This is a genomic window from Paenibacillus sp. SAFN-117 (genome assembly GCF_051966115.1).
GTDB classification, from domain to species: Bacteria; Bacillota; Bacilli; order Paenibacillales; family NBRC-103111; genus Paenibacillus_L; species Paenibacillus_L residui.
Genome location: NZ_JBQCLK010000027.1, coordinates 1 through 20,809, shown reverse-complemented (window position 1 = coordinate 20,809; position 20,809 = coordinate 1). Strand labels below are relative to the sequence as shown.

General features: G+C 50.9%; 15 protein-coding genes. 4 read left to right on the top strand and 11 right to left on the bottom strand.

Annotation, left to right across the window (positions count from 1 at the left end; all coding sequences use genetic code 11):
• Positions 1-40 precede the first annotated feature (40 nt).
• Entirely contained in the window at positions 41-418 is a 378-nt protein-coding gene (locus ACTHRH_RS17345) for a GntR family transcriptional regulator (RefSeq protein WP_440416760.1), read from the bottom strand.
• A 408-nt stretch (positions 419-826) separates the two neighbouring features.
• A complete protein-coding gene (locus tag ACTHRH_RS17340) occupies positions 827-1,219 on the bottom strand; it encodes a VOC family protein (RefSeq protein WP_144941312.1) in 393 nt (130 codons plus the stop codon).
• Positions 1,220-1,560: 341 nt separating this feature from the next.
• Here ACTHRH_RS17340 and ACTHRH_RS17335 point away from each other — a divergent pair, with 341 nt between their 5' ends.
• Positions 1,561-3,867: a helix-turn-helix domain-containing protein gene (locus ACTHRH_RS17335; RefSeq protein ID WP_440416758.1), complete on the top strand. Its 2,307-nt coding sequence runs from the start codon at positions 1,561-1,563 to the stop codon at positions 3,865-3,867.
• Positions 3,868-3,937: 70 nt separating this feature from the next.
• On the opposite strand, the gene ACTHRH_RS17330 is transcribed toward ACTHRH_RS17335, so the two are convergent.
• The 8 genes from ACTHRH_RS17330 to ACTHRH_RS17295 all read right to left on the bottom strand — a co-directional run bounded on the left by ACTHRH_RS17330 (position 3,938) and on the right by ACTHRH_RS17295 (position 14,055).
• Positions 3,938-5,461, bottom strand: coding sequence for an extracellular solute-binding protein (locus ACTHRH_RS17330; RefSeq protein ID WP_144941315.1), 1,524 nt, complete (start codon positions 5,459-5,461; stop codon positions 3,938-3,940).
• 40 nt (positions 5,462-5,501) lie between these two features.
• Positions 5,502-6,383, bottom strand: a complete 882-nt coding sequence (locus ACTHRH_RS17325; RefSeq protein ID WP_440416756.1) for a carbohydrate ABC transporter permease — start codon at positions 6,381-6,383, stop codon at positions 5,502-5,504.
• A gap of 3 nt (positions 6,384-6,386) precedes the next feature.
• Positions 6,387-7,349: an ABC transporter permease gene (locus ACTHRH_RS17320; RefSeq protein WP_379286430.1), complete on the bottom strand. Its 963-nt coding sequence runs from the start codon at positions 7,347-7,349 to the stop codon at positions 6,387-6,389.
• Between the two features lie 447 nt (positions 7,350-7,796).
• The gene (locus ACTHRH_RS17315) at positions 7,797-8,579 is read right to left on the bottom strand and encodes an ABC transporter ATP-binding protein (RefSeq protein WP_379286432.1); all 783 of its coding nucleotides are present in this window, start codon (positions 8,577-8,579) and stop codon (positions 7,797-7,799) included.
• 67 nt (positions 8,580-8,646) lie between these two features.
• The gene (locus tag ACTHRH_RS17310; RefSeq protein ID WP_440416753.1) at positions 8,647-9,501 is read right to left on the bottom strand and encodes a deoxyribonuclease IV; all 855 of its coding nucleotides are present in this window, start codon (positions 9,499-9,501) and stop codon (positions 8,647-8,649) included.
• A gap of 29 nt (positions 9,502-9,530) precedes the next feature.
• Complete coding sequence (locus ACTHRH_RS17305; RefSeq protein ID WP_440416751.1) at positions 9,531-10,340, bottom strand: Fpg/Nei family DNA glycosylase; 810 nt, start codon at positions 10,338-10,340, stop codon at positions 9,531-9,533.
• A gap of 68 nt (positions 10,341-10,408) precedes the next feature.
• The gene (locus tag ACTHRH_RS17300; RefSeq protein ID WP_440416749.1) at positions 10,409-11,773 is read right to left on the bottom strand and encodes a ribonuclease H-like domain-containing protein; all 1,365 of its coding nucleotides are present in this window, start codon (positions 11,771-11,773) and stop codon (positions 10,409-10,411) included.
• The gene (locus ACTHRH_RS17295) at positions 11,770-14,055 is read right to left on the bottom strand and encodes a DEAD/DEAH box helicase (protein ID WP_440416747.1); all 2,286 of its coding nucleotides are present in this window, start codon (positions 14,053-14,055) and stop codon (positions 11,770-11,772) included. The genes ACTHRH_RS17300 and ACTHRH_RS17295 overlap by 4 nt, the downstream gene beginning before the upstream one ends.
• 379 nt (positions 14,056-14,434) lie before the next feature.
• On the opposite strand from ACTHRH_RS17295, the gene ACTHRH_RS17290 reads away from it, so the two are divergent.
• Together ACTHRH_RS17290 and ACTHRH_RS17285 are read left to right on the top strand one after the other, a co-directional pair.
• Positions 14,435-16,219 carry an ABC transporter ATP-binding protein gene (locus ACTHRH_RS17290; protein WP_440416745.1) on the top strand — a complete coding sequence of 595 codons (1,785 nt, stop codon included), beginning with the start codon at positions 14,435-14,437 and terminating at the stop codon, positions 16,217-16,219.
• Between the two features lie 17 nt (positions 16,220-16,236).
• Positions 16,237-18,045 (top strand): ABC transporter ATP-binding protein, encoded by a 1,809-nt coding sequence (locus ACTHRH_RS17285; protein ID WP_440416743.1) that lies wholly within the window; start codon positions 16,237-16,239, stop codon positions 18,043-18,045.
• 644 nt (positions 18,046-18,689) lie between these two features.
• Here ACTHRH_RS17285 and ACTHRH_RS17280 read toward each other — a convergent pair.
• Complete coding sequence (locus ACTHRH_RS17280; protein WP_440416741.1) at positions 18,690-18,884, bottom strand: hypothetical protein; 195 nt, start codon at positions 18,882-18,884, stop codon at positions 18,690-18,692.
• A gap of 1,137 nt (positions 18,885-20,021) precedes the next feature.
• Between ACTHRH_RS17280 and ACTHRH_RS17275 the strand changes: the two genes are divergently transcribed.
• Positions 20,022-20,621: a nitroreductase family protein gene (locus ACTHRH_RS17275; RefSeq protein WP_150960314.1), complete on the top strand. Its 600-nt coding sequence runs from the start codon at positions 20,022-20,024 to the stop codon at positions 20,619-20,621.
• Positions 20,622-20,809 lie beyond the last annotated feature (188 nt).

Below are 20,809 nucleotides of genomic sequence, written 5' to 3'. Positions count from 1 at the left end.
CCCCCAGTTGTATTAATCGACTAGTACACTATATCCAAACTTAATCTTGTTCCCAAAGATCGCTGATCAGATCGATCACCTTCTTGAATGATAGGTCAATCTCTTTGGCCGAGGCAATAAATTCCCGGACCATCTGGCGGGTCAGTTCTTCTTCAATGGAGGCAGCGATGGCCGCATCCACGTAAATGATACTGCCCTGATTGCCGCTTGTATGCACATAGCCTTCCTCTTCCATCAGTCGAAAGGCCTTCTGTACGGTATTGGGGTTAACATTAAGCTGTGCCGCCAATTCCCGCCTCGACGGCAGTTTATCACCGGTGGCGGCTCTTTTCAGCAGGATTTGTCTCTTGACATACAAGGCAATCTGGATATATACAGGCTCTTTGTTATTGAGCTTTAGATCATGGAAATTCAGCACACGAGGCTCACCTGCCTTCTCTCTTATGTGTATTATCGGTATAGTACACATTATTGTCAATAGTAAAAAAAGCTCCTAACGGAGCCTCTTCGAAGACGAATAACCCGGTATTAGAGGAAGCTTTTTATGCCAATTAGAAATTTTGTTCCATTTTAATGCTTTAATCAACTTAAACTTTCTAATGTGGTAAAAAAAGCTCCTAACGGAGCCTCTTCGAAGACGAATAACCCGGTATTAGAGGAAGCTTTTTATGCCAATTAGAAAGTTTGTTCCATTTTAATGCTTTAATCAACTTAAACTTTCTAATGTGGTTAAAAACCGCCCTCGGATTTTTACCAAGGGCGGCTGCGAATTATCTATAGATCGTACAAGGCCTGCGTGCTCACATGCTGGACGAATTGAGCGTTCTTAACGTCCCGGCTCGAAAAATTCAATCCATTCCCCGTCCGGTCCGTGGAAGAAAAAATATTTCGAACCGTTGGGCAGTGTCGTAATCTCCTGATCAATCAACTTTACATGCTCCAGACTCTTGATTCTGGCAAACTCCTCTTCTATGCTGTCTACGGTGAAGGCTAAATGATGGACCTTCCCTTCCTGCGGCAGCCCGGCATTATATCCTTCAATCAGCTCGATCTCCGTTTCCCCGTCGACATTAAATCCGAGAAAAGCCAGCTTCAATACCCCGTTGGAGTGATCCAATTTCCCTTTCAGCCGCAGACCGACCACTTCCTCGTAAAAAGAAATGGACTTGTCCATATCGGCCACCATTAATCCAACATGCTCTATTTTCGTTCTTGCCATTTGCTTCCCCATCCTCTTCTTATGATTTTCTTTTATCCTATCATAAAAGCCGTGTATTTTCATCTGAAAAATTGGATATTAGATCATCTTTTGCAAATGCAGGAGAATGAGACTTTAACCATACTAATCCATTTGACAATTAATGTTTCTACCCTGCGGTAATCCGATCCAATGTTTTCGCGCTCAAGATAATCCCGGAGGTTTCTATATACGCATGCTCAAGGATTACCGACAACAGCTGCACAGCGCAAAGGTCAAAGAAAGCCTTTTCACAAATAATGAAATGTTGGTATACTAGAAATATTGTTCCGATTTTTCGGGAGAGGTGTGAAGCTTTATTTATGATCAATCTTGGAATGGTTAAGGGGAGCTTTTACCGAAAAAGCTTAATTCTTGTCCTCATCATTACCTGCCTGCCCGTGACCCTGATCAGTATCGGTCTCTACTACACCGGCAGTGATCGGATCGTTAACGAATTGAACAAGGCACATCAAATCCAGCTCAAGCAATCCATCCAGAGGCTGGATGACTACTTGTCGCATTTGGAGCTATATTCCGCCCAGCTCGGGTTCAATCCGGGCTTTGACATATCGCTGACGGAGATCGACTTTCACCAGCAATTCCAGAGAACGGACGAGCTGCTTCGTTCGTTAGCCTTGATGCAGAACTCCAACCCTCTTATCAGCTCAGTCGCTTTATATCTCAAGGATTCCAACAAAGTCATCGGAGACGATTCCGGCGTCCGGACGTTGTCCGATGAAGCGGAGCGGAAGCTTTTCCAATCCTTGTTGGACCCGAATAAAGGAATTTATTGGATTCATTCCATTCATCCCGTTCACCTGCCGGATATGGCTCGTCATGGAGTTATCATCAAGCTTCCGGGAGGGACTCAGAAGGAAGCTTATGGCGCATTCATCATCTATATTAATCAGTCGGCTCTGAATAACATGGTACAGAAATTGACTTCCGGTGCGGGCGTCGCTTTTCTTATGGACCACCAAGACCGGCAGGTCACGGATTCCTCCAATACGGAAGGAATTCGCGGGCTGGAAGAGGAGTTACGAGACTACGTGCGAAACGATAATCTCCTCGAGAATACGTTCGTTTATGAATGGCAGGGAGAGAGCTTCTCCGTCTCTTACGGCAAGCTATCCAGGCTTGGGGATGAATTTACTTATATTTCGGCTACCCCGCTCTCCCAAATCATGGCCCCTGTATCCGCCATGGTGAGGACGATCCTTCTGGTAAGCACCTTCGGCCTGTTTATGGCCTTGCTGCTGTCCTGGTTCGCCTCGCGAAGAATCTACCATCCGATCCGAAGGCTGACCAAAGTATTTCAGTCATTCAAGGACGGGGAACCCGTAGCCAACGATGAATTGGCCTACATCGAACGGCAATGGCAGCGGCAGCTGGAACAGAGCGAGCAGCTTTACCGCAAGGTCAAGCAGTCCATACCCAGTCTGAGGGAAGGGTTTATGCTGCAGCTTCTGGAAGGCCACTTATACTACTTAAGCGACAAGGAATTGGCCGGCAAAATGAAAGAGCTGGATTGGGACACCGAGAACAAACAATTCGCTTACGTCGCTGTACAGCTCTCCGGAATGTCCAGCTATGATGCGGCCTCCGAGAAGGACAAGCAGCTAATTTCCTTCGCTGCAGCGAATATTATCGAGGAATTATGCTCCTCCTCCCGGGAACTGTTTCATGTCATTAACTTTCAAGATTTGTCCATCGGTCTGTTCCTGATCGTCGACGGTTCGACAGATCCCATTGAAATCAAGGAAAAGCTGACCAAATTGGCCAACGACTTCATCTCCGCCTTGAATAAGGTCCTCCGGATGAATGTGACGATTGTAATCAGCAGAACGTCCCGCCATATTTGGGAGCTTCCCGAGTTGGCCGCCCAAACGCGGCAGGCCCTTCGTTACCGGGAAATCGATCCTTGCAACCAGCTGATCGATATGGATGATTTCCTCTTGGCCGGACATCAGCCGGTCCGTTTTCCTTTTGAATTGGAGAGGGAGATCGTCCACGCCTTCAGCATCGGAATGGAAGAAGAGACGCTTGAGCGGATTTCCCGGTTTATGCAGGCCCTGCAGAAAGAATCCAGCACCGAGCTCATCGTCCATCAAGGCATGATGAAGCTGTTAGGAAGCATGTGGGACGCTGTCCTTAAGTCCGGAGCAAATCCGTATATCCTGTATCAAGGTGAAGATTTGTATGAGCAGCTGCAAGCGATCAGAGAGCCCGGGGAAATGCTTGACTGGTTCCGAAACAAGCTGGTGGCCCCTTTTATTCAATCTCTGTCTCCGTCCTGCGACCCGGAACTGAAAGCCGCCATCGATCAACTGCTTCTACGAATCCGGGAGGAGGTTCAGTCAGATATCTCCCTGGAGGGGTATGCGGAACAAATGCAAATGAGCCCGTATAAATTAAGCCGGGCCTTCAAGCAAATCACCGGAGAAAATTACGTCGATTACGTTACGAGGCTGAGAATAGATAAATGCAAGGAGCTGCTCCTTAAGACCGATCTGAAAATAAACGATATCGCGGAAATGCTGCGGTACCAGCCTTCCCACCTGATCCGCCTGTTCAAGAAAAGTGAAGGAATGACGCCCGGCCAATTCCGCAAACGGCATTCCTCCTAGTGTCTGTCCTATTTCATAGACAAAGCAAAAGGCCCGGCCTTCCCGATTGGAAAGCCCGGCCTCTCTTTCATTACTGGCTGGCCAGCTTTTGCTGATAAGCTTCGTTCATCTCTTTCACGATCTTCTGCAGATCGGCATCCTGCTTTAGCTTCTCGATGAATTCATCATAGGCTTCAATCGTGACCTGTCCCAGGACGACTTTCGTTCTCATGTCGTCCACCTTCTGCTTGATATCCGGCATTAATTTCGTATTCGCATCGGATACCAGGCCCAGGGACGGATAATCCACCTTCACCTTCTTCCTCTCTTCCAGAATCTGAACATTCCGTTCGAATATTTCCGGGGTAGTTGTCGAAGGATCTCCCAAGACGATTTCATCGCCGAGCGGATGGAAGAAATAGTGCATCGCATCCGCCACCAGATCTTTCTTGGCTTGCTCGGTCGGGATTCGTTGGCCGTTCTCCATCTTGTAATGTACATCGGGGATACCGTAGGTGGCCAAATCCGAGCCTTCCTGGCTGTATCCGAAATCCATGAACCCCAATATGGCCTTCAGCTTCTCTTCCGGCACTTTCTTAGGCACGAGGAAATGTCCGTAGAAGGGAGCGCCAGACGGGACATATTCATTGCCTTCCGGCCCTTTTAAATAAGCCAGCGGAATCAAATTCGCCTCGGGATCGATCTTGCGGATTTCCTGGGTACGGGTCAACGAGTTGTTCATGGCGTAGCCTCCGCCGCCCGCTTTTCCGCTGTGAAGAATATCGTTTATCTGTGAAAATTTCAAAATCGCGAAATCAGGCGGGAACAGACCGTCCTCGTAAGCTTTCTTGAGCCACAGCAGAGCGTCTCTCGATGCATCCTCGGTAATGATCGGATACAGCTTGCCGTCTCTAAGCTTCCAGGCTCCCTGGGTATCGTTGAATACGTTATAAATGAATCCCATATAGGCGAGACTGGCGGAATAACCGATCGTATCGTCTACCCCGTTGCCGTCCGGATCCTTCTCTTTAAATGCCTTCAGAGCTTCGTAAAATTCATCCAGCGTTTCCGGAACCTCCATTCCCAGTTTATCCAGCCAATCCTTGCGCAGCATCGGAAACACTCCGCCTCCGTGAGTCGGATAATAGCGGGGAATCGAATAATTTTTGCCTTCAATTTTAGCGATCTCCCACATTTCCGCCAAATTCGGGTTCATCAAATTCGGATAATCTTTAATATATGGGGTCAAGTCCCAGAAGACGCCCTGCTTGATCAGCCCCCGGATTTGGGAATCATTCAAGTCCTCCACGAAAGTGACGTCCGGAAGATTTCCGGAGGCATACAGCACTTTGAACTTGTCCTCTGAAGTGGTAACAGGAACCCAGTCAATCTTCAGCTTGGTATTCGTCCGCTTCTCAAATTCCTTGACCACCGGATTATTATCGTCAGGAAATTGCGTTCCGTAGCTGAGGGTGTTCAACGTAAGCTCTACCGGCGCCTGGTCTTTATCGGTCGGCTGTCCACCTCCGGAGCTCGTGCTTCCCCCGCAGGCAGATAATACAAGTGACGAAGACAGAAGCACCGAGAACGGCAATGCTATCGATTTTTTATTCATATCACAATACCTCCCTTTTTGATTTTAACTTTGTATGTTCTCATTCCTTGACGGAGCCCACCATGGCTCCTTTGGCAAAGTGCTTCTGCAGGAATGGATACACCAGCATAATAGGTAAAGTCGCGATGACGACGGAAGCCATCTTCAGTGTTTCGGTCGGCATCTGCCGATTCGAACGGAAATCCATGGCGGAGCCTGCATTGACCGAAGATGTCGGATCGACCAGCATATTTTGCAGGAGCACCTGAAGCGGCCATTTCTTATGGTCATTGATAAACATGATTGCGTTGAAAAAAGTGTTCCAGTAGCCGACGGCGAAGAACAGTCCGAAAGCGACCAGAGCCGGAACGGATAACGGGAGAATGATCCTCAGCCAAACTCCAATTTCATTGGCTCCATCTATTCGGGCGGCGTCCTCCAGGCTATCGGGGATGCTGTCGAAGAAGCCTTTCATCAGCAGCACGAACCATCCTCCGGTCAAAGACGGAATAATAAGGGACCAGAGGCTGTCGATCAATCCCAGCTGCCGGACGATCAAATATTGCGGAATCAATCCGGGCTGAAACAAAATCGTGAACAGGATAGCGAACATGAACACTCTGCGGAAACGCAATCTTTTGCGGGAAATCGCATACGCCAACCCGGAGGTGACAACTAGGCTCAGCACGGTTCCAACCGTTGCCAGGAAGGTGCTCACGCCGATCGCGTTAATCATGGTATCCGTGGACAACAAATATTGGTAAGCGCTTAAGGTCCACTTCGTCGGAAATAAAATGAGCGGTTTCTGATAATATTCGACCGGATCGGTGAAAGAAAGGACGAACGTATAATAAATCGGAAAAAGGCAGGCCAAACTGATCAGCAGCAAGAACAAAATGTTGCAGATGTCGAAGATCCGGCTCCCCAAGCTTCTATTCCCCATAGATCAGAATACCCCCTCTTCGCCGAACCGCTTGGCCATTTTGTTGGCAAGGACGACGAGAATGACGCCGACCACCGATTTAAATAGGCCGATGGCCGTGCTGTAGCTGAATTCTCCCTGCTTGATCCCTGTTCGGTATACGTAAGTATCGAAGACGTCCGCCACATGGGAAACGGCCCCGTTCATCATCAGATAGACCTGCTCGAAGCCGGTATCCATAATCGAGCCGAGCCTGAGGATAAACAGGATGACTACCACATTGCGAATCGCCGGCAGCGTAATATGCCACATCTGGCGAAAACGGTTGGCCCCGTCCATTACGGCCGCTTCGTATAGCTGGGGATCGACACCGGCGATAGCCGCCAGGAAGATGATCGTCCCCCACCCGGCTTCCTTCCACATGGATTGCGCGGTGAGCATGGTCCAGAAATAATTCGGCTCGGTCAGAAAGCTTACCGTCTTCATCCCCATCGCCGCCATCAGCTTATTAATCAGCCCTTCCGACTCGGAAAGCATCAGGAAGGTGAGCCCCGCAATAATGACCCACGACAAAAAATGAGGGATATAAATGATCGTCTGGACAAGCCGTTTGTAAAGCACACTCCTCAATTCATTAAGCAGCAGCGATAAAATAATCGGAAAGGGAAAGAAGAAAGTAAGATTCAATAAATTGATCGCCATCGTATTGCGAAATAACAAATAGAAATCTTCATTGGAAAAAAAACGCTGAAAATGCTCCAGCCCAACCCACTCGCTCTTCCAGATTCCGAAATAAGGCGAATAGTTTTGAAACGCCACCAGCAATCCGCCTATAGGCAAATATTTGAAAACAAGAAAATAAAGCAATCCGGGAAGCGCTATCAAATATAAGTATTTGTCCCTCTTAAGATCCAGCCACAGCCTGCGTTTTGGGGACGAGGGCTTTTTCCGCTTGGCGGCTAATTCTGAAGAAGCTTCTGCATGCATGATTCATCCCTCTCTTTTTCGGTTAGTTTGAGCCATCGTTGTCTCCGGTGAAGATTGGTCGCAAGCTTTGGTGAGCTGCCAGTGATGCTTACCTTGGCCTGCTGAAATTTTCAAGACCATTTGAATGCGGCCTGCCGAAGTCACCGCTGTTTAATAAAGTATCGGAACCGCCCATTTCAAGCAATGACGGATTTTTGCAGGCGAATTTCCGGGGATCGTCATTTTTTGCACGGCGGTAAAAAGAAGCAAGGATAAACGGCTATCGCCGTCCTTAGGACGTGCGCGTTTACCGATGAAATATGAGAACAGGTATAGATGAAAACTTATACTTTCTTATATTTTGAAAAAGCCTGCTCCAGGGAGTTCTGTAACAAGAAAAACCAGCCATCTCCAGAGGATAGCTGGTTTCGAATGCTTATATCCGATCAGGCTGTTTGGCGATGAGAGTTAAGATCCAATGGGATTAGCCGCCACTTTGATCCACGGACGGTTTCCGCTCCACTCCAACGAGACGGGCACGTCATAAACCTGGAGCAGATGCTCTTCCGTCAGCACTTCATTCTTGGGACCGGCAGCCACGATTCTGCCTTCGTGTATAAGTGCAATATGAGTAAAGATCGGCATAATTTCTTCAATATGATGGGTGACATATAAGATGGTGATGCCCGAGTCTCGAAGATCGTCGATCGACTGAAGCATCTTCTCCCTCTCATATAAATCCAGCCCGGAGCAAGGCTCGTCCATTACCAGAATGGTCGGGTCCGTCATTAGGGCTCGCGCCAGCAAAATCTTCTTCCGCTCTCCCTGAGACAAGGTACCCAGCGGCTGATCAGCCACATAGCCCAATCCTACCTTATCAATCATGATGCGGGCCTTGTCTATGGCCTCTTGCGGGATCTCTTCATAAAATCGCAAAAAGCCGTAATTCGCGGCGGCAACCGCTTCCCATACCGGGTCTCCCGGAGTCAGCTTCTCAAACAGCGATTGGCTGATATAGCCAATTTGCTTGCGGACCTCCCGCACATCACATTGACCGTACCGATGACCGAGTACTTCAACCGTTCCCTTACTAGGGAAATGGTAACCGTTGATCATCTCCAGAATAGTCGTCTTTCCGGAGCCGTTCCTGCCCAGCAGAACCCAGTGCTCCCCCTTGCGGATGGAAAGATTAACGTCGTTAAGAATTCGTCTCTCTTCTCTCTTAAAATAAATCGATTTCAAGTCAATCATGAATCCGTTCACCAACTTGTCTATGTATTCCGTACTTGCTCTCCCCTATTGTAACTTGGAAATCGATTTATGACCATACCGCAGAACGGAATCCCGCCGCTTTATCGAGAATATAACGGATTTCCCCCTTATGGGTATGATCGGGACCTGCAGCAGTCTCCAGAATGACCGGGAGCCTGCGGATAGGGGGAGACATTAAAAATTCCAGCATGGCTTCTTCACCAATCCTGCCCTTGCCAAAATTGGCATGCCGATCCTTCCTCGCTCCGCTCGGATAAACGGAATCATTGAGATGGACGACCACCAGATGATCGAAATAACCGAGCTCCCCGCCCCTCTCGACAAGCTCCGGCCAATTCTTCCCGTTCCATAGCCCGCTGGCATAAGCATGACAAGTATCCAGGCAGAAACCGATCTTGTCCGGATAATCCGTCAGGCTGCGGATTTGGACGAGCTCTTCGAAGGTGGTTCCCATCGCCGTTCCTTCTCCGGCCTGATTCTCGATCAGCAGCTTGGCCCTGCCTTTCCAGCCGGAAAGAATGGCGTTTAAGGTATCAATGATATAGCGGTAGCCTTCCAGAGGATCCTTGCTTTTCGATTTGCCGAAATGGACGACAATCCCTTCCGAGCCGCAGCATTCCGCAATTTCCAGATCGTTGATCAGCGAGGCGACAATCGCATCACGCAGCTTCGAAGGTTCTGCGGCCAGATTGCTTGGATACGGCGAATGCCCGACCGACAGAAGATCCTTCTCCCGGCAATAATCAGCGCAGGCCGCACCGTCCCCCGCGTCGAACGATTTAAGGGTCAGTCCTCTCGGATTTTTCGGGAAATATTGAAAGCAGCCGGCACCGATCGCTGTCGCTGTTTTGGCCGCCTGCAGGTATCCATGCCGTATGCTGATATGACTGCCTAATCGCATGGAGAAGCCTCCTTCCATGAAGATAGGGATTACCTCTGGCAGTGAAAGCAATAAAACACCTTCCGCGACCAGATCCGTTCGAAGACAATCGGGTGGCCGCAGCGAAAGCAAGCCTCCCCTCCGCGATCATAGACGAGGCAGGCATCGTTGTACCCTCCGGTCAATCGGTCTCCGTTATATAACGGATTCTCCATATATCCGCCCTTAAGGATGGCCCGCTGAAGCACATTGGCGATCGATCGGTACAGCGCTCTAGCGGCATTGGCCTCAAGCTCCCCGCATTTACGGGTAGGCAGCAGACCGGCGTCAAAGCAAATCTCGTCAGAATAACAATTTCCGATTCCGGCTACCCAGTGTTGGTCGGTTAACAGCGGCTTTAACGCACCTTTCTTGCCTGCGAGCCGCTCCCGGAATTCCTGCTCGGTATAACGGGCATCCAAAGGCTCGGGGCCCAGCTCCCTTAACTCTTCGGCCAACGCTTCATCTGACAGTAAATGCAGGAAGCCGAGCCTTAACCCGATGAAATACAGGGTCTTGGGGCCAAAATCTATCTCCACCTGTGTGTTTCGATCCGGCTTATCCTCCTCGGATCCGAAATGCATCCATCCTCCCAGCATTAAATGAAGGAGCAGGTTATATCCCGAGTCGAGACGGAAGATCAAATATTTGGCTCGCCGGTGCACCTCCGTAACCGTCCGGCCAACCAGCTCCTTGCGGAACGGATCCGGCGGGATATTGATCGACTTCGGCCGATTTACCCTGGCGTCGGTTATCCGTCTTCCCGCTACAAGCTCCGTTAACAGGTTGCGATAGGTTTCCATTTCCGGCAATTCGGGCATCCGGGACTCCCCCTTTGTCTTATCTTCTATTCAGGTATGTCCCCTTTTTCCCGAGAATAAACGTGGTCTTAGCCCATTTCCTCGGTATACAGCTCCGCCAGAGCATAGTTAAGCTCCTTGAGCTTAAGCCTTTCGATCCTCTTGCGGATGTCTTCCAAAACGGGCTGCCGCTTCTGATGACGCCGCACAAGCGTTTCTCTTCTCCAGGCGATTTGATAGGCCTCTTCCGCATAAGCGAGTGCCGTGCCATAATCTTTCACCTTATGCTCATAATACTTCGCAAGCTCGATGAACGGCTCTATCGCTGTCAGGCCGGTTGAGGCCGCCCCCGCAGCCAGTCCCTTCCATAGGGCCAAGGCGGAGTCGTAATCTCCTTTCTTCTTATATAAAGCAGCAAGCTCCAGACGAAATTCGTCCGCCTCGCGGGAGCTGCATTGGAGCAGCCGTTCGAACGCATGGGCGGCCTGCTCTGCACATCCTAATCTGTCCAGCCATTTGCCCAGCCGGTACAGCTCCTCCGCCTCCATCCCGACCAGCTCGAGCTCTCCGCGCAGCGCCCTCCCGAAATGGATAGCCAAACCGGCCAGCGACAGCACATCCTGCTCATTATGATCCAGGACCCCCGCCAGAACGGCGGGATCTCCTTCCGACAAATAACGGAAATATAGAGTCGGGGCAAGGGACCCGGGAATATCGTCCACACGGGTATGTCCAAGCCGGCTCTCCTCCACGATTCCCAGTCGGCAGGCCGGCAGCGTGTTGCGCCACAGGCTTCGTGATGCATACAAAAAATCCAACTGCACCGATGGCTCGCGCTCCAGCTCCATCCGATTAAGGACGAACCGGTTCCTAACAATCGGCCAATCGAAGGTGCGGCCGTTATATGTAACAAGGCAGGAGAAGCGGAGCAGCAGCCGGTTGAAATAGGCGAGCATCGCCACTTCCTCGGCCGGATTGCGGATAAGCATCTGCTCGACAACGAAGGCGCCGGAACGGTAATAACCCATCCCGAGCATAAACGGCACGTTGCCGGCGCCAATCCCCAGTCCGGTCGTCTCGGTATCGAAAAACAGCAATTCCTCCGGATGAAGCTCCTGCCCCCCTTCCGTGCCGGCCATTGCCGACAGGGAGGGACAGACGCGGTACAGATCTCCTATCGGATACCTGCCATGCAGGTAATCGGCCGGGTAAGTCCGCTTCCGGATCAGGAAGGAGCCCCATTCGTTGCTTTCGTACTGCACTCCCATCCGTTCCCAGCCGTCAGCGGACAACCCCTTCTCTTCCTCCTGCGGCAGCATAGTGGAATACCCGGACGGATCGGCCTGGCTTTCCTTACCGTCGGGAGGTCCCATTTCTGACGCTGTCTCTGTTGGGAGGGACCCGGTCGAATCCTTCTTCTTCAGACGATTCAGCCGTTCTCTCAGCATGCTCATCCGCCGTTCACCATCCCCGACAGCAATTCCATGGCCAAAGCTTTGCCGGTCAGGCCGACCTCCTCTATCGGTCCGACACAGGAAGGACAGCCGCTCAGACAGGTACAGCGGCCGATCAAATCCGCTGCCTGCCGCAGCAGTTCGCCATGCACTTCATATAGGCGTTCGCTTAAGCCGACTCCTCCGGGATACCGGTCATAGAAGAAGATGGTCGGCTTATGATTATGTACCGCCTTCACCTGCGGCACGACACGAATATCCAGCGGATCGCACATCAGATGCAGTGGGGCAATATGAACAAGCACATTCGACAACCCGAGCAGCGCATACTGGATATCGTTAACCGACATCGTGGCCGCCAGCTCGTCACTGATCGTAAACCAATACGAGCTCGTGTGCATCTCTTCTTCCGGCAAGTGAATGGGTCCGGAGCCGATATTTTCATGCGTGCGCAGTTTGATTTTCTTGAAAATAGTAGGCTTGGCGTTGACGGTCACTTCCCCGAACTGCCGCGAAATTCCAGGCAGAGACTCCTCCTTGTGGACATGAAGAACCTTAAGCTGGACAGCCAGCGAAGCATCCGTGAAATAATCGACATTCACCTCGCGGACATAAGCTTTCTTCTCTTCCCAATCCAGCTTCTCGACCTGATACTGCACCCCTTCATGAATATAAATGGCCTCCTCATGAATCAAGGTCGGGGCGCTGAAGCGGTCGACTTCCCCGATCACCCGGCTCCCGGAGGTGGTGTCGATGATGATGAAGTTTTCCTGCGCGGCGGATCTCAGCGAGATATCATGCGCCGGAAAGGACTGCTCCATCCAATACCAGCGTTCCTTTACCCGGTGCAAAATCTTCTCCTCGGTCAGAAAATCCAGGATGTCGGCGAGCGATTCCTCTCCGAACGTCTCCCCCTCTTCGAAGGGAAGCTCGTAGGCGGCGCATTTGATATGATCGACCAGAATGATCAAATTGTCCGGATGGATCAGCGCTCTCTCGGGCGGCCTCTCAAAGAAGTAGCCCGGATTCTGAATCACGTACTGGTCAAGCGGGTTGCTGCTCGCTACCATAACGGTGAGAGAGCTCTCCTGCCGCCGTCCCGCCCGGCCGGACTGCTGCCATGTGCTGGCGATCGTTCCCGGATAACCGTTCAGGACGCAAGCCTGAAGCTGGCCGATATCAATGCCGAGCTCAAGTGCATTCGTGCTGACGACCCCGCGGATTTCCCCGCTTCTGAGCCCCCTCTCGATTTCCCGGCGCAGCTTCGGCAAATAGCCTCCTCGGTAGCCGCGAATCGATTTCGCTCCCAGCTCGTGGCGGATCGTATCCTGCAAATAGGTAAGCAGAATTTCGACCCTGACCCGGCTTCTGGCAAAAACTATCGTCTGAATTCCGTTGTTAAGCAGATGTCCCGCGATCTTCCTCGTCTCCAGCACGCTGCTTCGGCGGATGCCGAGCTGCCGGTTCACGACGGGAGGATTATAGAAGACGAAATGCTTCTCCCCTGCCGGAGCCCCGTTGTTATCAATCAGCTCGACCGGCTCCCCGATCAGTCTCTCGGCATGCTCCTTCGGATTGTCGATCGTCGCGGATGCGCACAAAAACTGGGGCGAAGAGCCGTAAAACCGGCAAATTCGCTTCAGCCGCCGGATCACGTTCGCGACATGACTTCCGAACACTCCCCGATAGGAATGCACTTCATCGATGACAATATAGCGGATATTCTCGAACAGCTTAACCCACTTCGTATGATGGGGCAGAATGGCCGAATGCAGCATATCCGGATTCGTCACCACGATATGACCGGCATTGCGGATCGCCTGTCTGACATTCGGAGGCGTGTCTCCGTCATAGGTATGGGTCTTGATGTCCGCATCCATCGCATCGACAAGCTCCTTCAGCTCGGCCACCTGGTCCTGGGCCAGCGCCTTGGTCGGAAACAAATACAGCGCGCGGGAGCTGTCGTCCTCCAGAATCTGCTGGAGAACCGGCAAATTATAGCACAATGTCTTGCCTGATGCGGTGGGCGTCACCGTAACGGTATGCTTGCCTGCGCGAACGGCCTCGAAGGATGCCGCCTGATGGCTGTACAGCCGGGAGATCCCCCTGTCTCTCAGTGCTTCCTGAATGTCCGGTCGGAGGTCTTCCGGAAACGGGGCATACTGCGCCTCCCTCGGCGGTATCGTATGCCAATGGGTGACTTGCTCCATGATTTCCGGGCTCTGCCGAAACCATTCGATCATCTCTGTCATGGAGGATAGCTTGCCGGTCAACGGATTCATGTTCGTTTCTCCTTTATCCTGTTATCCCTTATCGGGCCAAGATCCCGCGTCTATAGGCGGAATCCGATCAGGCGGAGCACAATCCCCGGCTGATTTCCCGATGATCTTCTTTGCATAGCGAGTTCAGTGCTTAATGTTGTACTCCATCCGATCCCTCTTGTACCTACACTCTATTTTACAGAATATACGTTCGTGTGACAATGGCTGGCCGAAAAAATAGCTATAACCGTATTTCCCTATTGCCGAATCGTCCAAAGCGGTGCTAATATCAGGATATATTTTCCAATCTTAAGACCACGGTCGCGGATGGGGCTTTGGTCTTTTTGTTCGTAGAGGGAAATAGTTAATGGGATTAAATAATGGAACAGGAGGGGTCTCGTTGCGTGTTTTTCTAAGGCTGTTCAAGTACATTTTTCCTTACAAGGGATGGGTGACGGCAGCCACTTTGACCATGATCTTCGGAATCGGGTTTGACCTGCTCTCCCCCTGGCTGCTTATGAAAACGATAGACGTGGGCATTTCCGAAGGGAATATGCAGGCCATCATCCTCTATTCACTCCTGCTTGCCTTCGGTCAACTGGTCAAAAGCGCAGCGATGTACGTTCAGGGCTACTCCCAGGAGAAGGTCGGACAGAACGTCATTTTCGATCTCCGCAAGCAGCTGTACCATCATCTTCAGAGGCTGTCCTTCGGTTATTACGATAAAGCGCAGACCGGGCAAATCATGTCGCGGATGACCGGGGATATCGAGGCGGTCAAAAATTTCGTCGGCTTCGGCGCCATGCAAATCGTTACCGGAGCCATCACCTTCATCGGGACCATAGTGGTCATGCTGCTCATTCAGTGGAAGGTGACCCTCATCAGCATGGCTACGGTCCCGCTTCTTGCTCTCGCCCTCTGGCAGTTCAACCGCAAGGTGGGGCCGGCCTGGAGCGATATTCGCGAGCAAATGGGCAGGCTGACCACGACACTGCAGGAGAATATATCCGGAATACGGGTGGTCAAAGCTTTCGCCCAGGAGAAGCTGGAAAAATCGAAATTCAGCGACCGGAATGAAACCAATTTCGACTCCAACATGAACCGGGCGAAAATCGAGTCGCGCTCTTTTCCTTTAATGAACTTCTATGGTGGCGTTATTTTCCTCCTGATGATTTGGGTGGGCGGAATTTACGTATATAAGGGAGAAATGACGATCGGCGAGCTGACCGCCTTCCAGTGGTATGCCTGGGGAATTATATGGCCCTTGAACATGCTTGGGTGGCTCGTCAATATTATGCAGCAAGCGATTAAGGCGGCCCCGAGAGTATTCGAAATCCTCGATACTCCCGTGGACATAGATTCGCCTTCCGAAGGCGGGATCAGCGCCAAGGCGCTTCAGGGATATGTCGATTTCCGGGAGGTCACTTTCCGCTTTCCGGGAAGCGATAAAGATAAGACGCAGCCTGTGCTGAAGCAGTTGAGCTTCAGCGCGCGTCCCGGGCAAGCGATTGCCATTCTCGGTCCGACCGGGTCCGGCAAAAGCAGCCTGATCCAATTGATGGCCCGATTCTACGATACTTCCTCCGGACAGGTGCTTCTGGACGGCAGAGATGTCCGGGAATACAACCTGCAGGAACTGCGGACGAAAATTGGTATTGTCCCCCAGGAAACCTTTCTGTTCTCGGCAACCATTCGGGATAATATCGCATTCGGTCAAATCGGAATCAGCCAGGAACAAATCGAATGGGCGGCCCGCAAAGCCCAAATTCACGATTTTATAACTACGATGCCGAACGGTTACGATACTCTGATCGGCGAACGGGGAGTAGGCTTATCCGGAGGGCAGCGCCAGAGGGTGGCCTTGGCCAGAGCCTTGTTAATGGACCCGCCGATCCTCATTCTCGACGAGGCGACGGCAAGTGTCGATACGGCGACCGAATCGGCCATACACGAAGCGCTCGACGAAGTGATGGAGGGCCGGACCACCTTCATCGTCGCCCAGAGGCTCTCGTCCATTCAGCGCGCCGACTGGATTCTCGTGCTGGATGAAGGCAGAATCGTCGAGCAAGGCACCCATAAAGATTTGCTGGAAAGTGACGGCTTCTTCCGTAAGCTCTTCCGTTTACAGATGGAGGCTGGTCATTCTTCAGAACTTCAGTCGTTCAAGCTGCCGGTTAGTGGTTGAAAGGATGGTGACAGTGAATGAGCCAACATGAATGGGAGGCCGAAGAAGAAAGGGAGAAGCCTTTTAACAAAGAATATATGCGCCGTATGTTCGGCTATTTGAAGCCGCATCGCCGAACGATGACCTTCGTCTCCGTTATCGTTGTCGTGAATATGCTGCTCAGCCTGGCGGAGCCGATCCTGATCCGTTACGCCATTGACGAAGGAATGGTCGCCCGCAATTTGTGGGCCATTCATATAGCCGGAATAGCCTTGCTTGGACTCCGGCTGGGCGGCTGGCTGCTCAGCACCCTGCAGATTCGGCTCGTTAACTTTACCGGCCAGCGCATTCTGTTTGCGCTGCGGCAGGAGCTGTTCAATCACCTGCAATCGCTCTCCTTCCGCTTCTTCGACGGGAGGCCGGCCGGCAAAATCATGTCCAGAATCACTAACGACACCAACGCAATCGGAGAGCTGATCAACGGCGGATTGATTACGCTGCTGATGGAAGCCACGCACCTGATCGGAATCGTGGTCATCCTGCTGTACTGGGATTGGAAGCTGGCCTTGATGGCTTTCACGGTCCTTCCGTTTCTCTATCTGATCGTATCCCGTTTCCGCCCGAAGATTGAATCGGCGTGGCTGCGTTCCAGACATACAATTTCGGCGATCAACGGCAATGTAAACGAGACGATCCAAGGCATCCGTGTCATTCAGGCCTTCTCCAGGCAGGAAGAGAATGACCGCCGTTTCCACGAAATAAACTCCAGAAATCGCAAGGCCTTCATGAAGGCCATTTCCCTGGAATCATTCGTCTGGCCGCTGGTCGAGCTGATCGGGATGATCGGCACATGCCTTGTTGTCTGGTACGGCGCCATGCGAGTGATTAATGGAGACTTGAGCGTCGGATTTATCGTTGCCTTCATCAACTACTTGTGGAGGTTCTGGGGGCCGTTAAGCTCTTTGTCCAAAGTATACAGCCAATTGCTGTCGGCCATGGCTTCCGCAGACCGCATCTTCGAAATTCTCGACACCAAGCCGGAAGTGAGAGACATGCCTGGTGCCAGACCGCTCCCCCCTATTCGCGGCTCGGTCGTATTCGATCAGGTATCTTTCCGGTATGCGCCGGATAAGCCGGAAGTGCTGCGAGGTATTCAGTTGGATATCAAGCCGGGACAGCGGATCGCCATTGTCGGCCCTACCGGCGCGGGCAAAAGCACGATCGTCAACATGCTGATGCGATTTTATGATCCGACCTCCGGCAGGGTTCTTATAGACGGCCACGATATCAAGGAGGTCTCTCTGGCCTCCCTGCGCAGCCAGATTGGAATCGTTCTTCAGGATTCGTTCATCTTCTCCGGTACGATTGAAGAAAACCTGCGCTATGGGAAGAAGGACGCCACGATGGAGGAAATCGAGAGGGCGGCCCGAAGCGTCCGCATCGACCGGCTGGTGGAGAAATTCCCCGACGGCTATCAAACGCAGGTGGAGGAAAGAGGCTCCATGCTGTCGGTAGGCCAACGGCAGCTCCTTGCATTCGGAAGGGTTTTGTTGGCGGATCCGAAAATCCTGATCCTGGATGAGGCAACCTCCAGCGTGGATACGGAAACCGAGCAGCATATTCAAGAGGCGTTAAATGTACTGCTGGAGGGACGAACGGCTTTCATTATCGCTCACCGGCTGTCAACCATACGCGATGCGGACGTCATTCTTGTGATCGAGCAAGGGCAAATCGCCGAGAGCGGTTCGCATGAAGAGCTGCTTGCACACGGAGGCATCTACGCCAACCTGTACTACAATCAGTTCCTGATGCAGCAGAGCCTTGCCAAGAAGGCGAGCGGAACCTAAGCGGCCCGCAATCACTCTGGATAGACGCAGAAGTCGTTCATCCGGATGCCATACCAAAAAAAGAGAACCTGATCGGTTAGGGTCGGGTTCTCTTGTTTATTTCTAGAGTTGAGCACACGTCTGGGGGATAAATGGATTTCAGAGGCTGTCGATTAATGGTGTACGATTATAACGGAACCAGATGACCTTAATCGCTCCAAAAGTGCCTTTCGGTCATTTTAACGGAACTAGATGACCTTATTGCCAAGAAATACAGGCGAAAGTAGGATAATTCTATGAAATAAGCGCGTCTGGTTCCGTTATTCTAAAAAAAACGCCTATTTTGACGAAATAAGATCTCCAAGTTCCGTTACGTTCCTTGAGAGCGAAAAAACGATATTTAAGTGGAAAAAGTCCATCTATTTTCCGCTAAAAGGGCGATATCAGCAAAAACCCTCCATTCTAATTCTAAAGTGTAAACCAAAATTGGACGGAAGACCGAGGAACAAGATCGTGTTGCGTCCAATTTCGGATACACCCTTTAGAGTTAACACCCTGCCGTTCTTAGCACTATCGGATGACGTAAAAAATGCTAAACGCGTGATACCTTAAAAACATTCACCTTGGTAAGTTGAATTGATCACAATCCAAGACATTTTCATGGGTCAGCGTATTCTCGTATATCCCCATGTGACAATCCCTGCCGCCAGAATGGCTGCAAGTGCAACGAACAACGCGTATCCGCTTCTGGTTCTGATAGACGTATGCCGATCATAAAAATCCGGGTTTCGGCCCAGCCCGATCCAAAGCTCCCCAATCAAATGAATAACGACCAGGGCGAAGCTTCTAACCATCCTCATTGTTATCCCCCCGCTATCGATCAGAAAATATCATAAACCCATTTTAACATTTTATTCCACCGTCCGCATCCAAAATGGCCTTATTAAGCATGAATCTAACCAAAGTAATAGGATCTAGGCATTAGATGCACTTTCTTCCTTTGATAGCCGCGAAGTGAATCCACTTTCACAGCTTGAAATCGCCTAAATACGATATCCACCATCTGATCCGGTATCCGGTTTCTATTTTTCGTTGCCTAACGGTTGCCGTCGTTAATTCGCTCATTTTATCCACTATGAAAATCTAACGGTTGTACGTGACGCTATTTCGTTGTTTTCCATAGATTTTTGAGGAAATGGCACATATAACGGTTTTACCCGGAAATATCGCTTACGGAAATGGCTTCATTTGAGAAAAATGCCGCGCATTATGGCGGAGAATGACGGATCCGGTATTCCCTCCCATTTCATTTCTTCGGTCCATTCGACAACACGCGCCAATCCCGGCAATTCTTTTGCCCGATCCTCCAGTGCATCTTGTTGATTTTACACGAGAGCTATCATATTCTGCGCTTTCCCAGGAAATGAAGAAAGGATTGCCTGTTGTTTTGAGCGGAAGCGGGGATTTGGGGGACCGGCGCATCCTGAAATAGAATCGAATGTGGCAACTGCCGGGGGCATGAAGGAAGGTTATCGCGACAGTCTCGTGAAGTGGAATGATGATTGGTTCTTCATTCCTTGGGCAAACCTAAATTCCTGCGATAATACATCAATTATGAAGCGAATTTAGATTTTCGGAAGAAAAGCCTGGAGAAAATATATCAATTCTCGTTTCCAGAAGCCAAAACCTCACTCCAACCGGAGAAAAGATGCACTTTGGCAGGTTTTCTTCGCTTACGGCTGTTGAACTGCTTTCTTTCCAAGTTTCATGGACTAATCTCTTCAATGCCAGCCTAATATAATATTCGTTAAAATCGTTTTACCGGAGAAACTGCCAAGCCAGCGCCGGTAACACACACTCTAGGGGTAACGTACCTTAAAAGGACTTTTCATGCTCTGCCACAAAAGCGTGAACATGGATCAAGAAATAGAATCTTATTGCTAATGTGGTAAAATAGAAGCGTTATTAGATGAAAATCAGCTGTAGGAGGAATACATATGATGGACAACCTGCTGCCGGAAGTAGCGGCTGCACGAAAATCGGAATACGGAATCGACCCTATTTTCTTAAACCGGTGGTCTACCCGTGCATTTTCCAGCAAGGCGGTGAAGGATGAAGATTTATACGGGGTGCTGGAGGCAGCCCACTGGGCCCCTTCGGGAAGCAATGAACAGCCATGGAGGTTTATTATAGCCAAAACACCGGAACAGCGTGAAACGTTCCTTCAGTTTATCAGCCCGTTTAACCAAGAATGGTGCAAGGAAGCCCCGGTGCTTCTGCTGCTGCTTTCCAGAAAAGTCAATGAAGCCGGCAAAGCCAGCCCATCTCATGCATTGGATGCCGGAACGGCATGGGGCTATCTGGCGCTGGAAGCCACCCGGAGAGGTCTCTCCACTCATGCAATGGGAGGCTTCGACCGGGCTGCCGCCCAATCCGCTCTGCAAGTACCGGAAGAGTACGAGCCCCAGATTGTCATTGCCTTAGGCTATCGTGGCGACGAAAACCAGTTATCGGAAAGAAACCGGTCCCGGGAAATTCCAAATACGCGGAAGCCGTTGTCGGAAATCGTTTTTGAAGGCCGGTTTCCACAGCCATAAACTTGGCGTAATTCGCCCATATCTGTGAACCTCCCCCACTTACTCGCTATCGCGAGTTGAAGTCGGGGCTTCTTACCACTGGCAACTTCATGTACCTATTGTAGATAGGGATTTGCCCCATCTACTCCATATCCAAGTACGGGGTATCTGTGAAGTTGTCTTAGTAAGCAACCGATGTCTCTTGTAGA